The organism is Rheinheimera mesophila, assembly GCF_000986865.1.
Taxonomy (GTDB): domain Bacteria; phylum Pseudomonadota; class Gammaproteobacteria; order Enterobacterales; family Alteromonadaceae; genus Pararheinheimera; species Pararheinheimera mesophila.
Genome location: NZ_LAVS01000036.1, coordinates 1 through 18,248 on the forward strand (window position 1 = coordinate 1; position 18,248 = coordinate 18,248).

Annotated in this window: 20 protein-coding genes and 1 riboswitch; of the genes, 8 read left to right on the top strand and 12 right to left on the bottom strand. The window is 47.9% G+C overall.

Features of this window, described 5'->3' with window-relative positions; all coding sequences use genetic code 11:
* The 7 genes from lptA to SD53_RS11740 form a co-directional block, all read left to right on the top strand.
* Positions 1–365: lipopolysaccharide transport periplasmic protein LptA (gene lptA, locus SD53_RS11710; protein WP_046520420.1), on the top strand; the 365-nt coding region annotated here is incomplete at its 5' end.
* Positions 365–1,087 (top strand): LPS export ABC transporter ATP-binding protein, encoded by a 723-nt coding sequence (gene lptB / locus SD53_RS11715; protein ID WP_046520421.1) that lies wholly within the window; start codon positions 365–367, stop codon positions 1,085–1,087. The genes lptA and lptB, both read left to right, overlap by 1 nt.
* A gap of 47 nt (positions 1,088–1,134) precedes the next feature.
* Positions 1,135–2,628 (top strand): RNA polymerase factor sigma-54, encoded by a 1,494-nt coding sequence (locus SD53_RS11720; protein ID WP_046520422.1) that lies wholly within the window; start codon positions 1,135–1,137, stop codon positions 2,626–2,628.
* A gap of 25 nt (positions 2,629–2,653) precedes the next feature.
* Complete coding sequence (hpf, locus tag SD53_RS11725) at positions 2,654–2,941, top strand: ribosome hibernation promoting factor (RefSeq protein ID WP_046520423.1); 288 nt, start codon at positions 2,654–2,656, stop codon at positions 2,939–2,941.
* 25 nt (positions 2,942–2,966) lie between these two features.
* Positions 2,967–3,422 (top strand): PTS IIA-like nitrogen regulatory protein PtsN, encoded by a 456-nt coding sequence (gene ptsN / locus SD53_RS11730; protein ID WP_206539931.1) that lies wholly within the window; start codon positions 2,967–2,969, stop codon positions 3,420–3,422.
* Positions 3,419–4,276: an RNase adapter RapZ gene (gene rapZ / locus SD53_RS11735; protein WP_046520425.1), complete on the top strand. Its 858-nt coding sequence runs from the start codon at positions 3,419–3,421 to the stop codon at positions 4,274–4,276. Before ptsN ends, rapZ begins: the two co-directional genes overlap by 4 nt.
* Positions 4,266–4,544 (top strand): HPr family phosphocarrier protein, encoded by a 279-nt coding sequence (locus tag SD53_RS11740; protein ID WP_046520426.1) that lies wholly within the window; start codon positions 4,266–4,268, stop codon positions 4,542–4,544. Before rapZ ends, SD53_RS11740 begins: the two co-directional genes overlap by 11 nt.
* Before the next feature lie 6 nt (positions 4,545–4,550).
* On the opposite strand, the gene SD53_RS11745 is transcribed toward SD53_RS11740, so the two are convergent.
* From SD53_RS11745 to nhaB, 7 genes are all read right to left on the bottom strand, one after another.
* Positions 4,551–4,883, bottom strand: coding sequence for a Na+/H+ antiporter subunit G (locus SD53_RS11745; RefSeq protein ID WP_046520427.1), 333 nt, complete (start codon positions 4,881–4,883; stop codon positions 4,551–4,553).
* Positions 4,884–4,905: 22 nt separating this feature from the next.
* On the bottom strand, positions 4,906–5,175 hold the full coding sequence (locus SD53_RS11750; RefSeq protein ID WP_046520428.1) for a K+/H+ antiporter subunit F: 270 nt from the start codon (positions 5,173–5,175) through the stop codon (positions 4,906–4,908).
* Positions 5,175–5,684 (bottom strand): Na+/H+ antiporter subunit E, encoded by a 510-nt coding sequence (locus SD53_RS11755; RefSeq protein WP_046520429.1) that lies wholly within the window; start codon positions 5,682–5,684, stop codon positions 5,175–5,177. Before SD53_RS11755 ends, SD53_RS11750 begins: the two co-directional genes overlap by 1 nt.
* Positions 5,684–7,174, bottom strand: a complete 1,491-nt coding sequence (locus SD53_RS11760) for a monovalent cation/H+ antiporter subunit D (RefSeq protein ID WP_046520430.1) — start codon at positions 7,172–7,174, stop codon at positions 5,684–5,686. The genes SD53_RS11755 and SD53_RS11760 overlap by 1 nt, the downstream gene beginning before the upstream one ends.
* Entirely contained in the window at positions 7,171–7,527 is a 357-nt protein-coding gene (locus SD53_RS11765) for a Na+/H+ antiporter subunit C (protein WP_046520431.1), read from the bottom strand. The genes SD53_RS11760 and SD53_RS11765 overlap by 4 nt, the downstream gene beginning before the upstream one ends.
* Complete coding sequence (locus SD53_RS11770) at positions 7,527–10,325, bottom strand: monovalent cation/H+ antiporter subunit A (protein ID WP_206539932.1); 2,799 nt, start codon at positions 10,323–10,325, stop codon at positions 7,527–7,529. The genes SD53_RS11765 and SD53_RS11770 overlap by 1 nt, the downstream gene beginning before the upstream one ends.
* A gap of 228 nt (positions 10,326–10,553) precedes the next feature.
* Positions 10,554–12,140 carry a sodium/proton antiporter NhaB gene (nhaB, locus tag SD53_RS11775; RefSeq protein WP_046520432.1) on the bottom strand — a complete coding sequence of 529 codons (1,587 nt, stop codon included), beginning with the start codon at positions 12,138–12,140 and terminating at the stop codon, positions 10,554–10,556.
* Positions 12,141–12,549: 409 nt separating this feature from the next.
* Between nhaB and SD53_RS11785 the strand changes: the two genes are divergently transcribed.
* The gene (locus tag SD53_RS11785; protein ID WP_046520434.1) at positions 12,550–12,732 is read left to right on the top strand and encodes a hypothetical protein; all 183 of its coding nucleotides are present in this window, start codon (positions 12,550–12,552) and stop codon (positions 12,730–12,732) included.
* A gap of 1 nt (position 12,733) precedes the next feature.
* Here the strand turns inward: SD53_RS11785 and SD53_RS11790 are convergent, their stop codons facing one another.
* The 5 genes from SD53_RS11790 to mgtE form a co-directional block, all read right to left on the bottom strand.
* Positions 12,734–13,639 carry an aminoglycoside phosphotransferase family protein gene (locus tag SD53_RS11790; protein WP_052749362.1) on the bottom strand — a complete coding sequence of 302 codons (906 nt, stop codon included), beginning with the start codon at positions 13,637–13,639 and terminating at the stop codon, positions 12,734–12,736.
* On the bottom strand, positions 13,594–14,208 hold the full coding sequence (gene pnuC / locus SD53_RS11795) for a nicotinamide riboside transporter PnuC (RefSeq protein ID WP_046520435.1): 615 nt from the start codon (positions 14,206–14,208) through the stop codon (positions 13,594–13,596). Before pnuC ends, SD53_RS11790 begins: the two co-directional genes overlap by 46 nt.
* On the bottom strand, positions 14,205–14,453 hold the full coding sequence (locus tag SD53_RS11800) for a YkoF family thiamine/hydroxymethylpyrimidine-binding protein (RefSeq protein ID WP_046520436.1): 249 nt from the start codon (positions 14,451–14,453) through the stop codon (positions 14,205–14,207). The genes pnuC and SD53_RS11800 overlap by 4 nt, the downstream gene beginning before the upstream one ends.
* Before the next feature lie 21 nt (positions 14,454–14,474).
* Entirely contained in the window at positions 14,475–16,574 is a 2,100-nt protein-coding gene (locus SD53_RS11805) for a TonB-dependent receptor (RefSeq protein ID WP_046520437.1), read from the bottom strand.
* Positions 16,575–16,621: 47 nt separating this feature from the next.
* Positions 16,622–16,721, bottom strand: a riboswitch (TPP riboswitch).
* A 71-nt stretch (positions 16,722–16,792) separates the two neighbouring features.
* The gene (gene mgtE / locus SD53_RS11810) at positions 16,793–18,142 is read right to left on the bottom strand and encodes a magnesium transporter (protein WP_046520438.1); all 1,350 of its coding nucleotides are present in this window, start codon (positions 18,140–18,142) and stop codon (positions 16,793–16,795) included.
* Between the last annotated feature and the right edge of the window lie 106 nt (positions 18,143–18,248).

Consider the following 18,248-nt stretch of genomic DNA (forward strand, 5'->3'; position numbering starts at 1 on the left):
TGATGACCTTTGTCGACAACGTCAAAGTGGAACAAGGCAGCCTGTTAATTGAAGCCGATAAACTGGAAGTCATTGCCAGCGCAGGCAAAGGCAAAGAAGTCTTTATCGCTTCAGGCCAACCCGCGACTTATTCGCAAATGCTCGATGGCGAAAAACCTATCAGAGCCAGTGCTAATGAAATTCGTTATGACGTCGCCAATGGCACACTGGTGCTGACAGGTAATGCTGAACTGAGTCAGAGTGGCAGTATGGTGCAAGGTGCGGTGATTAAATACAACCTGGAAAAACAGGAGCTGGAAGCGCAGTCAGACGGTAAAAAAACCGAACGTGTCACCACAGTGTTCAGCCCGGAAGGAAAAGAATAATGAAGTTAGTCGCGTCCCATCTGGCGAAAAGTTATAAAGGCCGCCAGGTGGTCAAAGACGTTAGTCTGGAAGTCAAAGCAGGTCAGATTGTCGGTTTGCTGGGGCCAAATGGGGCGGGTAAGACAACCACCTTTTATATGATTGTGGGTCTGGTGCCCTCTGATAAAGGCCACATCACCTTAGACGGCAAAGAAATCACCTTTGATCCCATCCATGCCCGCGCCCGCCTGGGTATTGGTTATTTGCCGCAAGAAAGTTCTATTTTTCGTAAGTTGACTGTGTACGACAACCTGCTGGCGATTTTGCAACACCGTAAAGATCTCACGGAAGAACAGCGCGAAGAAAAAGCCGATGCGCTGCTGGACGAATTCCACATCGGCCATATCCGCAATAGTTTGGGTATGAGCTTATCAGGAGGTGAGCGTCGACGGGTGGAAATCGCCAGAGCTTTAGCTGCCGATCCGGCATTTATCCTTTTAGATGAACCTTTTGCTGGCGTTGATCCTATTTCAGTGTTAGATATAAAAAAAATCATTCAGCATTTGTGTCAACGAGGTATAGGTGTGCTGATCACTGACCACAATGTGCGCGAAACGCTTGATGTCTGTGAAATTGCCTATATTGTAAGTCATGGAGAACTGATTGCTGCAGGTACCCCGGCTGAGGTTTTAGCAAACCAACAGGTTCGTGACGTCTACCTTGGTGAGCAATTCAGGTTATAGTTTAAAACAACATCCGAATAGGGTTGTTTGGAGAAAATAAGAAGTACATGAAACCGTCTCTGCAACTTCGTCTTGGTCAGCAGCTCACAATGACTCCACAATTGCAGCAAGCAATCAAGCTGCTGCAATTATCTACCATTGAACTGCAACAGGAAATTCAGGAAGCGCTGGATGCCAATCCTTTGCTGGAAGCTGAAGATGACTATGCTGTGTTTCAGGAGCCCTCCTCCAAAGAATTAAATCATGGCGCTGAGTTCGATGCTCCCGACTATGACAGCAGCCATGATGAGCACTACGAGCCAGAGGTCAAGGACAGCAGTGAAGCAATGTCCGAACAAAATATCAAAGAAGATTTGCCGCTGGACAGCCATTGGGATGATTTGGTCAGTGCCGCCCCTGTCGCAGGCGCTAATAATTTCAATGGCGATGAAGACACAGTGTTTCAGGGCGAGACCACCGAGAGCCTGCAGGATTATTTGCGTTGGCAAATGCAGTTAACACCGTTTTCCGATACAGACCGTGCCATAGCTGAAATCATCATCGAAGCGATCGACGAAAACGGTTTACTGACGATAGACACAGAAGAAATTCTTGAGTCTTTGGGCATGCCTGATGTGGAAGCGGACGAAGTCGAAGCGGTAATCAAACGTATCCAGTTATTCGACCCTGTTGGTGTCGGCGCGCGCAGCATTCAGGAATGCTTATTGGTACAACTGCGCCAGTTTGATCCAAAAACACCCTATCTGGCTGAAACCCGGCATATTATTAAAGAATATACAGACTTTTTAGCCAATAGAGATTTCCGTTCTCTGATGCGTGTGACTAAACTCAAAGAGGATGACTTAAAAGAAGTGATGCGGCTGATCCACAGTCTGAACCCACGACCTGGTGCAGATGTGATACGACAAGAGCAATCTTACGTGATCCCTGATGTGTCAGTCGCGAAAATCAAAGGACGCTGGATGGTTGAGTTAAATCCTGATGCCATGCCCAAAATCAGAATTAACGAACAATACGCCGCCATGTCACGCAATGCCCGAAACGCATCTGATGGCCAGTTTATTCGCTCCCACCTGCAGGAAGCCAAGTGGTTTTTGAAAAGTCTGGAAAGTCGTAACGAAACCTTACTTAAAGTAGCCAACTGCATAGTACAGCAACAACAGGCTTTTTTTGAGCACGGTGAAGAAGCCATGAAACCCATGGTATTAAACGATGTGGCGGAGATGGTGGGTATGCACGAATCCACTATATCCCGTGTCACCACCCAAAAATATATGCACACACCCAGAGGAATTTTTGAACTTAAGTTCTTTTTCTCCAGTCATGTAAGTACAGAGAGTGGCGGTGAGTGTTCATCCACCGCGATCCGCGCCTTTATTAAAAAATTGGTGGCGGCGGAAAATCCTGCCAAACCTTTAAGTGATAGCAGGATGGCAGAAATACTGTCAGAACAAGGAATTAATGTCGCACGGCGTACCATTGCCAAGTATCGTGAAGCCTTGTTTATTCCGCCGTCTAATCAGCGCAAGAGCTTGCTTTAACAGCTCTAAAAAGAAGGAAGAGTCTATGCAAATCAACTTAACTGGTCGTCATGTAGAAATCACTGAAGCACTGAGAGAGTACGTCGATAGCAAATTTTCCAAACTTGAACGTCATTTTGATCATATTAATAATGTACATGTAGTGCTGAACGTGGAAAAATTAAAGCAGATTGCAGAGGCTAAGTTACACCTCAATGGAGGTGAAGTGTTTGCTGTGTCGGAAGATGAAAATATGTACGCTGCGATAGACCAGCTTATCGACAAACTGGATCGCCAAGTTATTAAACATAAAGAGAAAATTTCTCGTCATTGATTCTAAAACTATGAACCTGAGCTCAATGTTATCGGAGGACTGCACCAAGAGTGCGGTCCTTTTTAATAGTAAAAAACGCATTCTGGAATACATAGCTGAACTGGCGCATCAGCGTTTACCGGACATTCCTGAGTACAGCATACTCGAAGCCCTGATGAGCCGTGAAAAACTAGGTTCTACGGGTATTGGCGGTGGTATTGCGATTCCGCACGGCAAACTAAAAAATGTCACCAGCCCTATACTGGTGTTTGTCGTCAGCAAAGACCCGATCCAGTTTGACGCTATAGATAACCAGGCCGTGGATATTTTTTGTGCCATCCTGATCCCGGAAAATCAGTGCCAAACCCATTTATCGACGCTGTCCGGCATAGCCCGGATGCTCAGTCAGAAAGACTTCACTAAAAAAATCCGTCACAGTGCCAACAGCCATGATTTGTATCAGTTGCTGATGGTAGGTGCTGAACAGGCGATGGCAAAATGAAATTACTGGTCGTCAGTGGTCGATCGGGCTCGGGCAAATCTGTTGCCCTGCGCGTGATGGAAGACTTGGGTTATTACTGTGTAGATAATATACCGGTGAACCTGTTGCCCACCCTGGCCAATGCGGTCATGGGGCAGTATGAGAGGGTCGCAGTCAGTATTGATGTGCGTAACCTGCCACAAGATCCGGAAGAGCTCACCGATATCTTGTCTTACCTGCCGCACAAAGTTGACCTGACCATTCTGTACCTCGACGCCGATCACACCAGTCTGATTAAACGCTTCAGCGAAACCCGTCGTTTGCATCCACTGTCACATCAGGCCATGTCTTTGGATGAGGCGATACAACGTGAACAACAGCTGTTAGATCCTATCTCCAGTCGTGCTGATTTGTACCTGGATACCACTGAGCTAAACGTGCACCAGTTGGCAGAACAGTTACGCGAGCGCATTCTGGGGCAAAAAACCGGTCGCTTGGTGATCCTGTTCGAATCTTTTGGTTTTAAATACGGTATCCCCAAAGACGCCGACTATGTATTTGATGCGCGTTTTTTGCCCAATCCGCATTGGGAGCCTCACCTGAAAATCCTGACAGGTTTGGATAAGCCAGTACAAGAGTATTTATCTTCTCAAGCTGTGGTAGCACAATACATCTGGCAAATTAATCAGTTTATCGGTACCTGGCTGCCGCATTTAGAGCGCAATAACCGCAGTTATCTGACCATAGCTATAGGCTGCACAGGCGGACAGCACCGTTCTGTGTACATCGCCGAATCTCTGGCCGAAAGTTACCGTTTGCAGCGCGAAGACGTACAAATCCGTCACCGTGAGTTAGTGAGACACCATGGCCGATAAATTTCAGCAAACCGTTACCATCGTTAACCAACTAGGCTTGCATGCCAGAGCGGCATCTAAGCTGGTGCAGTTATGCCGGCAGTTTGATGCCAAAATTGAATTACAGCAGGAAGGCCAGGTTGCCGATGCCAGCAGTGTACTGGCGCTACTGATGCTGGCGAGCAGCAAGGGGAAAACTCTGGAAGTCTGTACCCAAGGCGCTCAGGCGCAAGAGGCACTGAGTGCTGTGGTGACTTTGATTGAAAACGGGTTTGACGAAGAAAACTAACAGAGATTACAAACCCGCCTTGTCTTTACCCGCTGTTTGTTTTGTTGCTGCCAGCTTTAAATGCAAGGCAGCTTTGATCAGCATATGGGCGGTAATAGGCGCAGTGATAAACAAAAACAGCGCGATCAGCAATTGCTGTAAACTCAGCTCAGCTTTGACAAAGTTAAAATAAGCCATAGAAGCCAGCACTAAAGCGCCTAAACCTAAGGTAGTCGCTTTGGTCGGGCCATGCAAACGGGTATAAAAGTCCGGAAGTTTGACTAAAGCCACTGACCCCAATAACACAAATAACGAGCCTGCCACAGCGAGTAGCGCCACCAGCCATTCAAGTATGCTCATCTGTTACTCCTTCTTGGTGAACTTATTCAATAATATCGCCACGCAGCAAAAACTTACACACAGCCACAGTGCTGACAAAACCTAACATGGCGATCAGTAACGCCACCTCAAAGTTTAAACTTGTCCCCAAATAAATTCCGTACAACAACAACAGTGCTATGCTGTTGATATACATGGTATCCAATGCCAACAAACGGTCGACCACTGAAGGTCCACGAATAGCGGCATACAAATTCAGCAACAGAGCCACGCCTACGATCACAAAACAAACTTGCAATAGTAAAGTCAGCATTAAAATATCTCCTTTAACGGTGCTTCATAACGTTGCTTTACCTGTGTAATCAGTGCTGCCTCATCGGCTAAATCCAGTACATGCAACAGCAAAAGACGAGGCTCAGCTCCTTGCGCATTCAGTGGCAGAACATCAGCACTAACAGTGCCGGGCGTTAAAGAGACAGTGCTTGCCAGAATGGTGATAGCCAAAGGATCGGTTAAATCCAGCGGCACTATCACAAAGGCAGGTCTTAGCTTTTTATTCGGGCCGAGCACAAGACGAATGACCTGCAGGTTGGCAACCACAATATCCCATAGCACCATCACGCCATAACTCAGAGCTGCACCCGGCTTTTTGATGCCAGGCTGGATCAGGCGAAACTTATGAATAAGCAAAGGGATCAGCCATGCCAGTAATAGGCCAAAAAACAGATGGATCAAAGCCAGGCTATTGTTCAGCAACAACCAGACCAGAAACAAAAACAAGCTGCGGACAGGGGTAGGCCACCAGTTCTTTAATGACAACATCAGAAGGCTCCTGGACTAAGAGTGGCAATATGCTGAAGCTGAGCAGCCGCAGCCTGGCACCAGGCCGTTAACGGTCCCGCAAATAAGCTCAATAATGGGCTAGCCATGACTAATAGCAGCAAAGCGGTGCCACGTCGACTGCCGGTCAGACGAGCTTCGCTATCCGAGCCAGACACTTGCCAGAATAAAATACTGCCAGCCCGGCTCAGTGCGATCAGCAACAACACACTGCTGCCTAATAAGAAAGACCAGAACCACAACATAGCACTGCCTTGCGGCACGGCCTGCAACAAAAGCAGTTTGCCGATAAAGCCCGAAAATGGCGGCATCCCGACTATGCTCAAGGCCACAACGATAAATGCAGCCCCCAATAACACAGGCTGGGCAACTTTACGGCCATTCACCAGCCGATCGCCCGCTTTACCACGCTGATTAGCAATTAAGTCTGCCAATAAAAACAAAGCTGCTGTCGCAAGGGTTGAGTGCAGCAGATAATACAGTAGCGCCTGCACAGATTGTGGTGTGCCCAAAGATAAAATAGCCACCATAGATCCAACTGAGACGATGACCAGATAGCTGGCCATTTTGCGCAAGTCTTCACTGGCTAATACGCCCAGCACCCCCATCACAATGGTCACTAAGCCTGTCCACCACAACACCGGAAAAACCCAGCTAGCAACAAAACCTGCATCCTGCAGCACCATAGCAAAAACACGCAATAAGCTGTATATGCCTACCTTGGTCATAATGGCAAACAAAGCCGCGACTGCAGGAGATGCGGCAGAGTACGCATTGCCTAACCAAAAATGTAATGGCATCACCGCGGCTTTTAAGCCAAATACCACCAACAATAACGCAACAGCAGCCTGTAATAATTGCAGTTGGGTATCAGACAAGGTTGCAACTTTTGCCCCTAAGTCCAGCATATTTAACGTACCTGACGCACCGTAAATCAGTGCGAGCGCGAACAAAAACAACGCCGAACCAACCAGATTCAGGATGACATAATGCACCGCTGCTTTGGTTTTAGCTTTGCCACCGCCGTGGATCAACAAGGAGTAGGAGGCGATGAGTAACACTTCGAAAAATACAAACAGATTAAACAAATCTGCAGTCAGAAAAGCACCGTTAATCCCCATCACCTGGAAATGTAGCAAAGCGTGAAAAAAAGGACCGCGCTCATCTTCACTGCTGCTGGCGTATAAGCTGGCGGCCAGAGCTAAAATGGCAGTCAGACATAACATTAAACTGCTGACCTGGTCTAACATTAAGCTAATACCAAAAGGTGCAGGCCAGTTGCCCAGTTGATAGAGTTGGGCCGGGCCGTCCGTACTCTGCAGCACCAGCAGCACACTCAGCAGCAGCAACACTGCAGAGCCCCCGACACTTAAGCAGCGACGTAATAACAGGTTCTGATCAAAAGGCGGCAGCATCGTCAGCAAAGCCACCAGCAAAGGCCAGACAATCGGCAGAATAATCAGGTGATTCATGACGAAGCTCCCTGCCGGGTATTTTTGGCTACAGGCAGTTTGCCGTCGACATGATCATTGCCTAAATCAGCACGAGCCCGAATCGACAGCACCACCAGAAAAGCGGTCATTGCAAAGCCTATTACTATAGCTGTCAGCACCAGAGCCTGAGGTAAGGGATCGGCATAGTCTGCTGTGGCTTTAAGCACAGCACCAGCACCCATTTTTAAACCACCGCTAGCAAAAATGAATAAATTCACGGCATAGGACAACATGGTCAGCCCCAGCATGACCGCAAAGGTTCTGGCCCTTAATATCAAAAACACAGCACAACAGGTTAAAACTCCAATGATGATTGCAACCAATAATTCCATTAGTTTTTCCCCTCATGCACGGGTCTGTGTTCTGTCGTCATTTTGCCCAGATTCGCCAGAATCATTAATGTGGAACCGACAACGGTCAGATAGACACCTAAATCAAAAGCAATAGCACTGGCCAGTTCAATTTCCCCCAACAGCGGCAACTGGAAATAATCAAACCAGGACGTTAAGAAAGGTCGTTCAAACAACCAGCTCACCGCGCCTGTCAGGGCGGAAATGAACACACCTGCAGCGACTAGTCTGTGGTATTCCAGGGTCAGTCGTTGTTTCACCCAGTCCACCCCCTGAGCAACGTACTGCAGAATGATAGCGATAGCAGTAATTAATCCGGCGACAAATCCTCCCCCTGGTAAGTTATGGCCACGGAAGAAAATATAGACAGACACCAGCAGCGCTAAAGGTAATAAAGCCTGAGACACCACGGCCAGCAGCATAGGGTGTTTATCCAGCGCCCATTGCCGCCCTTCTGCGTCCGAGCTGGGTTTAAACAGCGGCAAACGGCTTAATAGTTTAAAAATACCTAACGCAGCTATGCCCAGAACGGTAATCTCGCCTAGCGTATCAAAACCGCGGAAATCGACCAGAATCACATTGACCACGTTATAGCCACCGCCTCCGGTCTTGGCATTGGCTAGGAAGAAGTCAGAAATACGCTGCTGCGGCTCCAGCATCATGGCGTAACTTAAACTGCCGATCACCACACCACAGACAGAGGCGATAGCACCATCGCGGATAAGCCGTCCTGCATTGGATGCTCTGCTGATTTTATGTGGCAGGAAAAACAAGGCTAACATCAACAATACTATGGTCACCACCTCAACAGACAACTGAGTCAGCGCCAAATCCGGTGCCGAAAAACGCACAAAAATCAGGGTGACCACTAGCCCTACAATAGAAATCATCACCAAAGCCAATAATCGCTGGCGCTGACACAACACCGCAGCAACGGCTGCGATCACAGCCACTAGCATGGCGGCCAACATCAAAGCGTCTACAGGTAACATCGCATTATGCCGGGTGAATTGCCCCATTTGTTGCAGTGGCCAAATCAGCAGGACAACCACAATCAAAAACATCCACAGTAAATAGCGTTGCAACTCTGCTGACTCAAACCTCTGATGCCAACGCTGAGCATTGATTAATAAAACTTTTATTTTCTGGTCAAACAACTGTAGTGGATTCAGCTCTGGTAACTCAGCCTGAAAACGGAACAAGTGCTTCCGGTTAAGGTACAACAAAATGCCTAAAGTCAGCGCCATCACACTCATCATCAATGGCAAATTTACTCCATGCCAAATTGATAAACTGTAGTGTGGCAAAGGCCCACCCAAGGCAGCACTGGATGCAACAGCCAGCAAATCTCCCACTATATACTGCGGCGCCAAGCCGACCAGTATGCAAAGAGCTACCAAAATTTCGACCGGAACCCGCATATAACGAGGTGGCTCATGTGGAGTGCGCGGTAAGCCTTTTGGCTGACCATTAAAAAATACGTCGTGAATAAACCGGGCAGAATAAGCCACGGACAAAGTGGCCGCTACGGTCGCCAGCACAGGGATCAACCAGGATAAAGCTCCCAACACGTCCTGATGCAAAGTTTCGGCGAAAAACATCTCTTTAGATAAAAAACCATTGAGCAAAGGCACGCCAGCCATAGAGGCCGAAGCCACCATCGCAAGCGTGGCTGTGACCGGCATAAATTGCCAAAGGCCGTTGAGTTTTCGCATGTCCCGCGAGCCGGATTCATGATCGATAATACCAGCGGCCATAAATAACGAGGCTTTGAAAATAGCATGGTTGATGATGTGGAATATCGCTGCCACTGTGGCCAGATCCGTGTCTAACCCAAGCAGTAACGTAATTAACCCCAAATGACTGATGGTCGAATAAGCCAACAAGCCTTTTAAATCATGCTGGAACAACGCCAGGTAAGCACCAACCAATAAAGTGGTCATGCCGGTGATCGTCACTAACAGAAACCATACATCTGAGCCAGCTAACAACGGATACATTCGCGCCAGCAAAAAAATACCTGCTTTAACCATAGTGGCAGAATGTAAATAAGCACTGACCGGAGTCGGTGCAGACATCGCATTAGGTAACCAGAAATGAAATGGAAACTGAGCTGACTTAGTAAAAGCTCCCAACAACACCAGAATAAGAATCACCGGATAGAGGCTATGCTGTTGCAGTACGTCAGCTTTAGATAACAGTACATCCAGCTCAAAACTGCCCAGCACCTGACCAATCAACAGAATACCGGCCAGCAACGCCAAACCACCAAAACCTGTGATGGTTAAGGCCATACGGGCACCGCTTCGGGCGTCAGCTCTGTGCCACCAGAAACTGATCAATAAAAACGAACTGATACTGGTCAGCTCCCAAAATAACCAAAGCTGTAATAAGTTATTCGATAACACTATCCCCAGCATGGCCGTCATAAACAGCATCAAAAAGCCATAAAAACGTGCCATCGAATCGGTCGCAGCCAGGTAATACCGGGCGTACAAAATCACCAACAAACCGATACACAAAATCAGTAATGCGAACAGTAGGGATAAGCCATCCAGTCTGAAGCTGAGTGACAACCCCAGGGCCTCGACCCAAGGCAGAGTATAGAACAAGGTTGCACCGGAAAAGACAGCAGGAGCAAGCTGCAGGACAAGCGCCAAAGCGCCAGCGGGCAATATAGCTGTGGCAAGAGCGCTGTAACTGCGGGACCAGCTTTTTGTCAGCACAGGCACCAGAGAGCCAATCAGGGGAAATAAGACTAAAAACAGAAGTTCAATCATGTATTTGCGTCCTCTTTGCAGGCTCAGTCAACTCCAACACAAACTAATCTGAGCAGTATGGCAAGCAACATCACTTTTCGCGCCAGACAGAGGGTGAAATACCCCAAAAATTTTACTTGCCGTACTTTATACCTGCCCGAATACGAGCTGTCCAGACGTTCCGGCGGATGACAAGCTGAAGAGGGAAAAACAAAGGATCAGAGGAGTAGCCCTCTGATCCATAACAACTTAGTGTCCTGTCGCTGCGGCAGCCGCCGCAGCAGCATCGTAATGCTGGATCCAGCCTGCCGCATAGAGCCAATGAGTGACTTCCGGCAGCAGGAAGGTTGTAGACAATAAACCTACGATAGCCAACACTATTGTATAAGGCACAGCCATCCAGACCATTTTCATATAAGACAAACGAATCAGCGGTGCTAAAGCACTGGTCAGCAAGAACAAAAATGCAGCCTGACCATTCGGTGTAGCCACACTGGGTAAGTTAGTTCCTGCGTTGATAGCAATAGCTAAGATCTCAAACTGTTCGCGAGTGATATTGCCAGCTTGCCACGCGGCTTTTACCTCGTTGATGTAGACAGTTCCGACAAAGACGTTGTCACTGACCATAGACAACAAGCCATTGGCGAGAAACAGTACGGCGGTTTGTTGTTGGCCATCAAAGGTCAACACAAAATCAATCACGGGTTTAAACAAATGCTGATCAATAATCACTGCGACTACGGCAAAAAACACAACTAACAATGAGGTGAACGGCAAAGCTTCCTGAAAGGCTTTACCTATAGCGTGTTCATCCGTCACTCCACAAAAGGTTGTAGCCAGAATAATCACCATCAAACCAATTAAGCCGACAGAAGCGAGATGCAAACTTAAACACAGAATCAGTAACACAGCGATAAGGCCCTGCACCCACAATTTGCTGATATCAGAGGCCGTCATACGTTCAGTTTGATAATTATCATAGGCAATCAAAACCTCTTGCACTGCAACAGGTAGGCGCACACCAAAATCAAATAAATGAAACTTTTCCAGCACTATAGTCGTCAGTAAACCTGCGATCAGCACCGGTACACTAACAGCAGCCATTCGTAAGGCGAATTCAGCAAAACCCCAACCCACTGCTTCGGCAATAATCAGATTTTGCGGTTCCCCCACCATAGTAGATACACCACCGAGCGCGGTCCCCACACCGGCATGCATTAATAAGTTACGCAAAAATCCACGGAATGCATCTAAATCGGCACGGGATAATTCAGCCACCTCGGTATCTTCGTTGTGGTTATGAGGGTCGGGGAATTTTTTACCTGAGGAGATTTTGTGATAAATCGCATAAAAGCCGATGCCCACAGCAATAATCACCGCAACAACTGTTAATGCATCTAAAAAAGCTGACAAAAAGGCGGCCATACCGACAAAAGCCAATGACAAATTGGTTTTTGAACGCACCCGGATCAGTAGCTTGGTAAAGACAAACAACAGCAGATCTTTAACAAAGTGAATACCAGCTACCATAAACACCAGCAACAGGATGACTTCAATATTCACTTCAATTTCGTGCATCACCTTGGTGGTACTGGTCATGCCCATCGCAATGGCTTGCAACACCAATAAACCGCCTGGCTGCAACGGATAACATTTCAGTGCCATCGCTAAAGTGAAAATAAATTCCACGACTAAAGCCCAACCCGCTATGTAGGGATTTTGTAAAAACAAAATGGGATTAATAAAAAGAAAAGCGATGATACTGAGTTTGTACCAGTTGGGCGCCTGTCCAAGAAAGTTAGTGTACAGAGCCAAAGCCATGCCTGATGGTTTCATAGTGTTTACCCAAGTTCGAATTGTTGCGTGTTGGATTTATGTTTTGTTATTTACCATAGTTCAATTTTGTGCAATGGAGATGACAATTAACACAAAAATTATCAGGTAGTTCAGTTTGTTATACATAGCGCCCCTGTTTTTGTCCAGACGGATCACCACAACAATGAGATTAATGGAATAAATAACAGGCCAGCCCCCGCCGTAGCGAGTTATTTGTACTAAAACAGGCTTTTGTTGATAAAAACAGGAGGCAAAACAAAGAAAAAACAAAAAAATACAGGATTGACAACATCTTCAGTTGTCACATAGAGAAAAAGTCAGTAAAACATCTGTGCTTGGTGAACTTTATTCACAAAAATAAAAAGATCAGCTTAACTTAAATTGACGTACTTACTGCAGGAAACTCATTATGGCAATACTCAATGTTGCACAGGTCGCCGCCTTTTTAGGCATTCAGGAGATCCGTGTCGAACGTCTGGCACGTGAAAATCTGCTGGTTGCTCATGGCAAGGATGAACAAGGCAAACCTGTGTTCGATGAGGAAGATGTAAAACGCTACAAAATTTTGGCTGAGCGCTTAGGCGGACTTTAACTCATCCGCCTTCAATAAGCCGCAGTAAAAGCTGGTAACAGTGTGCTGCGGCTTGTTTGTATCTGGGATCCTGATTGTCTAATTCTTCCTGCCAATACCATAACCAACAAAACCCTGCGTAGACGACTTTGGCCAGTGCTAACTTTTCAACCAGATGGGTGCTGCACCCTGCTCCGCTGGCAGCTCTGGCGGCTCTGTAACTCGCCACTAATTGCTGCTGCTCGGCCTCAGATAACTCAAACTGCACGATCAAAGCGACTAAATCAAACACTACATCAGCTAACTGACAGTACTCAAAGTCAATCAACCATAACTTCTGCTGCCACAGCAGCAAGTTCTGTGCATGTAAATCCATGTGGCACAAGCCAGGGTCAGCCTGAAAATACTGTAAATCACGCGCAGCGGTGATCAAAGGTTGCCAAATCTTTTCAGCGTGCGCTGTCCAATGAGGTTCCAGTTGCTTTTTTAACTGCTGCAAGTAGAGCCAGGGATCAAGCATTGCCGTCTGTACTGGTAACTGATGCAAAACAGCCAGTGTTTCGGCCAGAGCTGGCAAATGCTGTCGAATGTAAATAACACTGGGGGGCGCCGCATCCGCTAAAAACTCTGTGACCAGCACACGCTGATGATTATTCAGGCACAAAGGGGCTGGTGCTAGTCCGGCCGCCGCAGCGGCATGCTGACAACGTAACTCCTGTTGCCGGCACACACCCAATACCGCAGGACCATAATGCCTCACTGCATAATGCCCCCTGTCGGTCTGCACCTGGTAAGAGCTGGTTCTGTTGCCTTGGGTCAGTTGCTTAAGCAGCAGCGGCTTGTGATCAGCAAAAAACTCTAAGCTCTGGCATAACTGCCAAATCAGGCGGGCTGGGTCTGCTGTTGTTGCTGATAGCTGCTGCGCCATACAAAAAATCCGATCAGGGCAATAATGGTATAGAGTACAAAAAGTGCCGTCGTAAAATACAGATGTTTTTGGATGTAGACATAAATACAGACCGCATCTATCACCACCCAATACAGCCAGTTCGATACCACTTTGCGTGCGACCAGATAGGTGGTCATTACACTAAAGGCGGTAGTTTGTGCGTCGATATAGGCAAAATCGGCGTGAGTATACTGGTCCATCAGATACCCCAACAAGCATCCGGCTAACGCTGTCACTGTGATTAAATTCACATGGGTACCAACCGACCATTCGATCATCCCAGACTGCCCTGCCGGTAATTTTTGTAGTTGCTGACGCCAGCTATACCAGCCGTACAGCGCCATACCGGCATAATAGAGTTGCAACAATGCATCGGATAACAAGGCGGAGTGCCACATAATATGGGTGTACAACAAAGTGCTCAGCAAAGCCGCAGGCCAACACCACAAGCTTTGTTTCATCGCCAGCAGCACATAAGCCAATGCAGACAAAGTTGCCGCCAGCTCTAGCTGAGTCAGGGTTTGCCAGCCGCTAAATAGCTCCGTCACGGCCGTAAGTCGCCATGCAGAAACTTCACCACAAATACTACTTTGCCGTAGGTTTCAAACGACCAGCGAATACCCTGTTGCAATAAGGCCATCACTTCATCGTAGTCACCAAACACTTGCGTACTCAGCGTATTTGTGATCACCAGCACGTTGGGATTGGTATTTAGCAGTTCAATAAAACCTTTGATAGGTTCAATGTAATCACTGGTCAGTGGGTACTTACTGATTTCAATAGATAACTTCATCAACTAATCCTTTAAATCTGCTTAAAACTGGTAAACGGCGGAGACACCTATACGGCGTGGTTCTCCCAGCTGTTCATAGGTATGAGGCTCATAGCCATCACGTGGGTCATTACCAAAATAAAAGCCCCGCACACCGTAGTCTTGATCCAGCGCGTTGCGACTCCAAAGCGCCAGTTGCAGCTCATCCCACTGGTATTGCAGACGCAGGTTCACCAAATGCATTTGCTCAGAGCGAGCATCGTGGCTATCGGAATAATAAAAGGCCGCTTTGCTTTGCAGACCCAGATTAAAACTCAAGTTTGACGTCAGTAACCACTCACTGCTGACACTGTATTGATAGTTTGGCGCATGGGCCTGATCGCGGCCAGTTTTATCGACGCCCTCTTCGGTGACAAAACCACGGATTTCACTGTCCAGCCAAGCGGCATTGGCAAACAAAGTCCAGCTATCCATCAGTTGCAGCCGGCTTTCCAGTTCCACCCCCTGATTACGGCCCGAGGCGGCGTTATCAATAAAACCAACAAAAGACTGGTCACGGGTAACCCAACTATTGACCTGCATCTCGTCGCGCCACATCGCAAATAACGCCACCCGGCTGACGATACGCTGATCGGCAGAACTGGCTTTGACACCAAATTCGGCATTCCATAAGGTTTCAGGTGAAAAATTGGCTTTGCTGTTTAAATAGTCTGCCAAATCTTCGGAGCCACTGCCCTGCGCTTTACCCAAAGCTTCACCGTTAACACCTCCGGCTTTATAACCCCGTGACCCCAGCAGATACAAACTGGCTGAATCTGTTACAGCTAAACTTAAACTCAGTTTGCCGCCCCACATCAGTTCGTTGTTGTGCTGGGTAATGCCATTGCTGTCACTGTATTTATCCTCATAACGTTCAGCGCGGGCGCCAGAGGTTAGACTCCAGCCATCACCTAAATCGCTGGTCCACTCTCCAAATAACGCCAGGTTTTGACGTTTAAAATCACTGAAAAACTGCGCCGCCTGCCATAAATCCCAGTTCCAGAACTGACGCTCTAACTCAGTTTGCTGGCCACTGGCATACCAACCGGCGACCCAGTCAGCCTGCGCTTTACCTAAAAAGCGTTGTTCCAGACTCCACTGATCACGAGCCCGTAAATAGCGATCTGTGGTGGCATAACCATCAGGATGGATCCCTTCATAACTCCAGTCTTCATCAAAACCATAGTCGGTATCCGCCGTCAGGCCACTGAGTTGGGTATAAAGATTGGCCCAGCTTAAGCCCTGATAATCAGCCTTCAGCGCCAAAGCACGGCTTTGCTGTTCATCCTGGCCTGGGTTGTCCGATAAGGTGGTGCGGTTACGATCCAACGAGAAGGCGTCATAGCCATTATGGATATCACGGTAATGACCAATAAAATCCAGCGTCAAATCAGCCGTTGCCAGATAACGCAAAGCAGCACGGGCCGTGGTTTCATCAATATGGTTGGTATCGTCACGCTTTAAAAAGCTGTTCTCGATAAAGCCGTCGGAGCTTTGATGATCAGCCGCCAGACGATAGGCCCATTGCTGGTTGATTGCATTGCTGTAGGCACCACTGAGCTGGTAGCTATCGTAGTTAGCCAGAGTGGCAGCCAACTGGCCTTCGCCTGCAAAACTGGGATCATTGGAGGTTAAATTCAGCATACCAGCCATGGCGTTGGCACCAAAGCGAGTGGCTTCCGGGCCACGGAAGATCTCCACTTGCTGCACATCAGCCAAAGAGCTAACCCCCAAAGCTGAATAATCGATGCCATCAATCAGCACACCGACTGAAGGATTAATGCTATCGACAAACTCACTGCGCTCGCCTATACCGCGAATTTGTAAAAAACGGCCACGGGACGCACCCGCCGAAAAATTCACATTGGCGGCTTGTTGCAACAAATCCTCTAAATGTTGGGCGTTCTGGCGACTAATATCCTGTTGACTCAACACCAGGATACTACCGGGCAGCTTTTGTAACTCAAGCTTACGAAAATCGCCTTGCACCAGAATACGCTCCACCGCCTGTTCAGAGGCAGACTCCTGTTCGGTACTGTTCGCAATAGCTGTTGTGGATAAGGCGGCCAGAATGGCCAGAGATAAACAGGAAATTCTACGCATATGATTCTACTCCACTAATCGATAGTCGTAGGATCACCAAAGCAAAAGGAATACAGTAGTACCATCCCTCCGCCGGTATGATCCGGATCAGGTTCGAAGGGTTCGCGTTTGACGGCGTCTCAGCTAAAAGCACCCCTTGGTTCGCGGCGCAGTGTATCGGCTTTTTTTCCGGCAGGCAATTGCCAGATCTGCATCTTTCTGCAGATCTGGCTTACGAATTAAAGCAAAGTAGGTAAATACCAACTGGCAATGGAGAAATAAATCACTACGCCAGCCACATCGGCAATAGAGGTAATAAGAGGTCCACTGGCGGTCGCCGGGTCCATGCCAAAACGGCTGAGCAAAAAGGGTAAAGATAAACCGACTAAGCTACCCACCAAGACGACGATCAACATAGTGCCGGCAACCACCAATGCTATATCCAGGCCACCACGCCAGTAACCCAGCGCATACACAGCAAGCGCCATGGTCAAACCTAACAAACCCGCCACCAGTACTTCTTTGCCGAGCATTTTGCCCCAGTGGCGTAATTTTATATCACCCGTGGCTAAAGCCCGCACCATCAAGGTGCCGGATTGAGCACCGGCATTACCGCTGCTGGCAATCAGTAACGGTAGGAAAAACAGCAAAGCAATGTGCTGTGAAATAATCTGTTCAAAAGCCGCTAAACCTGCGCCAGAAAAGATATTGCCAAACACCAGCACCACCAGCCAGACCACACGCTTGCGATACAACAAACTGATTTTGGCATCTTTGACACTGCCTTCGAGCTTGCCGATAGTGGCGGTTTTGTGAAAGTCTTCCGTCGCTTCAGCGGCAGCGACGTCCATCGCGTCATCGTGGGTGACAATCCCTACTAACTGTCCTTGCGCATTCACCACAGGAATAGCGATTAAGTCGTATTTGGCCACCAATGACGCGACTTCTTCCTGCTCCGTATCCACTTTGACATGGATAGGGTCGTGTTTCATCACATCATCGACCAATGCATGGGTGGGCGCCAAAATTAACTCACGCAACGACAGAGCACCAATTAAAATGCGGTCCTGATCGACCACATAAGACAGATAAATGGTTTCTTTATCTGGCGCTTCGTTGCGCAGCACCTCTATAGCTTGAGTGACAGTTAAGTCCGGCGACAACATAGCGTAATCCGAACTCATAATGGCACCCGCTGTGCCTTCAGAGTACGAGGACAAGCTCAGGATGTCATCACGTTCGGCTTGCGCCAACGCGGGTAACAAAGCTTGTTTTTGCGCATCGGACAGTTTGTTGAACAAGTCAGCTCGTTCATCCGACGACATTTGACGAATCACAGCGGTAAAATCTTGCCGACGTACTGTATGTGCCAGTTCTACCTGCTGCTCTTCGGGTAAATAACTGAACACTTCGGCTTGTGTACTTAACCCAAAGCAACTTAACAGTTGCCACTGATGCGCAGTGGAAAACTCAGCCAAAGCACCCGCTAAGTCGGCGGCGTGGGTATCAGCCAAACGCACGGATAAGACAGAAAAATCACCGCTCTCCAGAGCAGCACGTAAGGTATGGATCAGAACTAAGGCTTCCATGTTTTCACCTCGAACTACGGGCCGTAGTCGCAAGGTTCAGACAAACCAGTGCTCTACAGCAAAACTACAGGGTTAAGTTGTATGTCAGGCTAAGCCTGTGACTGGG

Coding starts and splice junctions, on each gene's coding strand:
- lptB (WP_046520421.1), top strand. CDS start 365: ATGAAGTTAGTCGCGTCCCATCTGGCGAAAAGTTATAAAGGCCGCCAG.
- SD53_RS11720 (WP_046520422.1), top strand. CDS start 1,135: ATGAAACCGTCTCTGCAACTTCGTCTTGGTCAGCAGCTCACAATGACT.
- hpf (WP_046520423.1), top strand. CDS start 2,654: ATGCAAATCAACTTAACTGGTCGTCATGTAGAAATCACTGAAGCACTG.
- ptsN (WP_206539931.1), top strand. CDS start 2,967: ATGTTATCGGAGGACTGCACCAAGAGTGCGGTCCTTTTTAATAGTAAA.
- rapZ (WP_046520425.1), top strand. CDS start 3,419: ATGAAATTACTGGTCGTCAGTGGTCGATCGGGCTCGGGCAAATCTGTT.
- SD53_RS11740 (WP_046520426.1), top strand. CDS start 4,266: ATGGCCGATAAATTTCAGCAAACCGTTACCATCGTTAACCAACTAGGC.
- SD53_RS11745 (WP_046520427.1), bottom strand. CDS start 4,883: ATGAGCATACTTGAATGGCTGGTGGCGCTACTCGCTGTGGCAGGCTCG.
- SD53_RS11750 (WP_046520428.1), bottom strand. CDS start 5,175: ATGCTGACTTTACTATTGCAAGTTTGTTTTGTGATCGTAGGCGTGGCT.
- SD53_RS11755 (WP_046520429.1), bottom strand. CDS start 5,684: ATGTTGTCATTAAAGAACTGGTGGCCTACCCCTGTCCGCAGCTTGTTT.
- SD53_RS11760 (WP_046520430.1), bottom strand. CDS start 7,174: ATGAATCACCTGATTATTCTGCCGATTGTCTGGCCTTTGCTGGTGGCT.
- SD53_RS11765 (WP_046520431.1), bottom strand. CDS start 7,527: ATGGAATTATTGGTTGCAATCATCATTGGAGTTTTAACCTGTTGTGCT.
- SD53_RS11770 (WP_206539932.1), bottom strand. CDS start 10,325: ATGATTGAACTTCTGTTTTTAGTCTTATTTCCCCTGATTGGCTCTCTG.
- nhaB (WP_046520432.1), bottom strand. CDS start 12,140: ATGAAACCATCAGGCATGGCTTTGGCTCTGTACACTAACTTTCTTGGA.
- SD53_RS11785 (WP_046520434.1), top strand. CDS start 12,550: ATGGCAATACTCAATGTTGCACAGGTCGCCGCCTTTTTAGGCATTCAG.
- SD53_RS11790 (WP_052749362.1), bottom strand. CDS start 13,639: ATGGCGCAGCAGCTATCAGCAACAACAGCAGACCCAGCCCGCCTGATT.
- SD53_RS11800 (WP_046520436.1), bottom strand. CDS start 14,453: ATGAAGTTATCTATTGAAATCAGTAAGTACCCACTGACCAGTGATTAC.
- SD53_RS11805 (WP_046520437.1), bottom strand. CDS start 16,574: ATGCGTAGAATTTCCTGTTTATCTCTGGCCATTCTGGCCGCCTTATCC.
- mgtE (WP_046520438.1), bottom strand. CDS start 18,142: ATGGAAGCCTTAGTTCTGATCCATACCTTACGTGCTGCTCTGGAGAGC.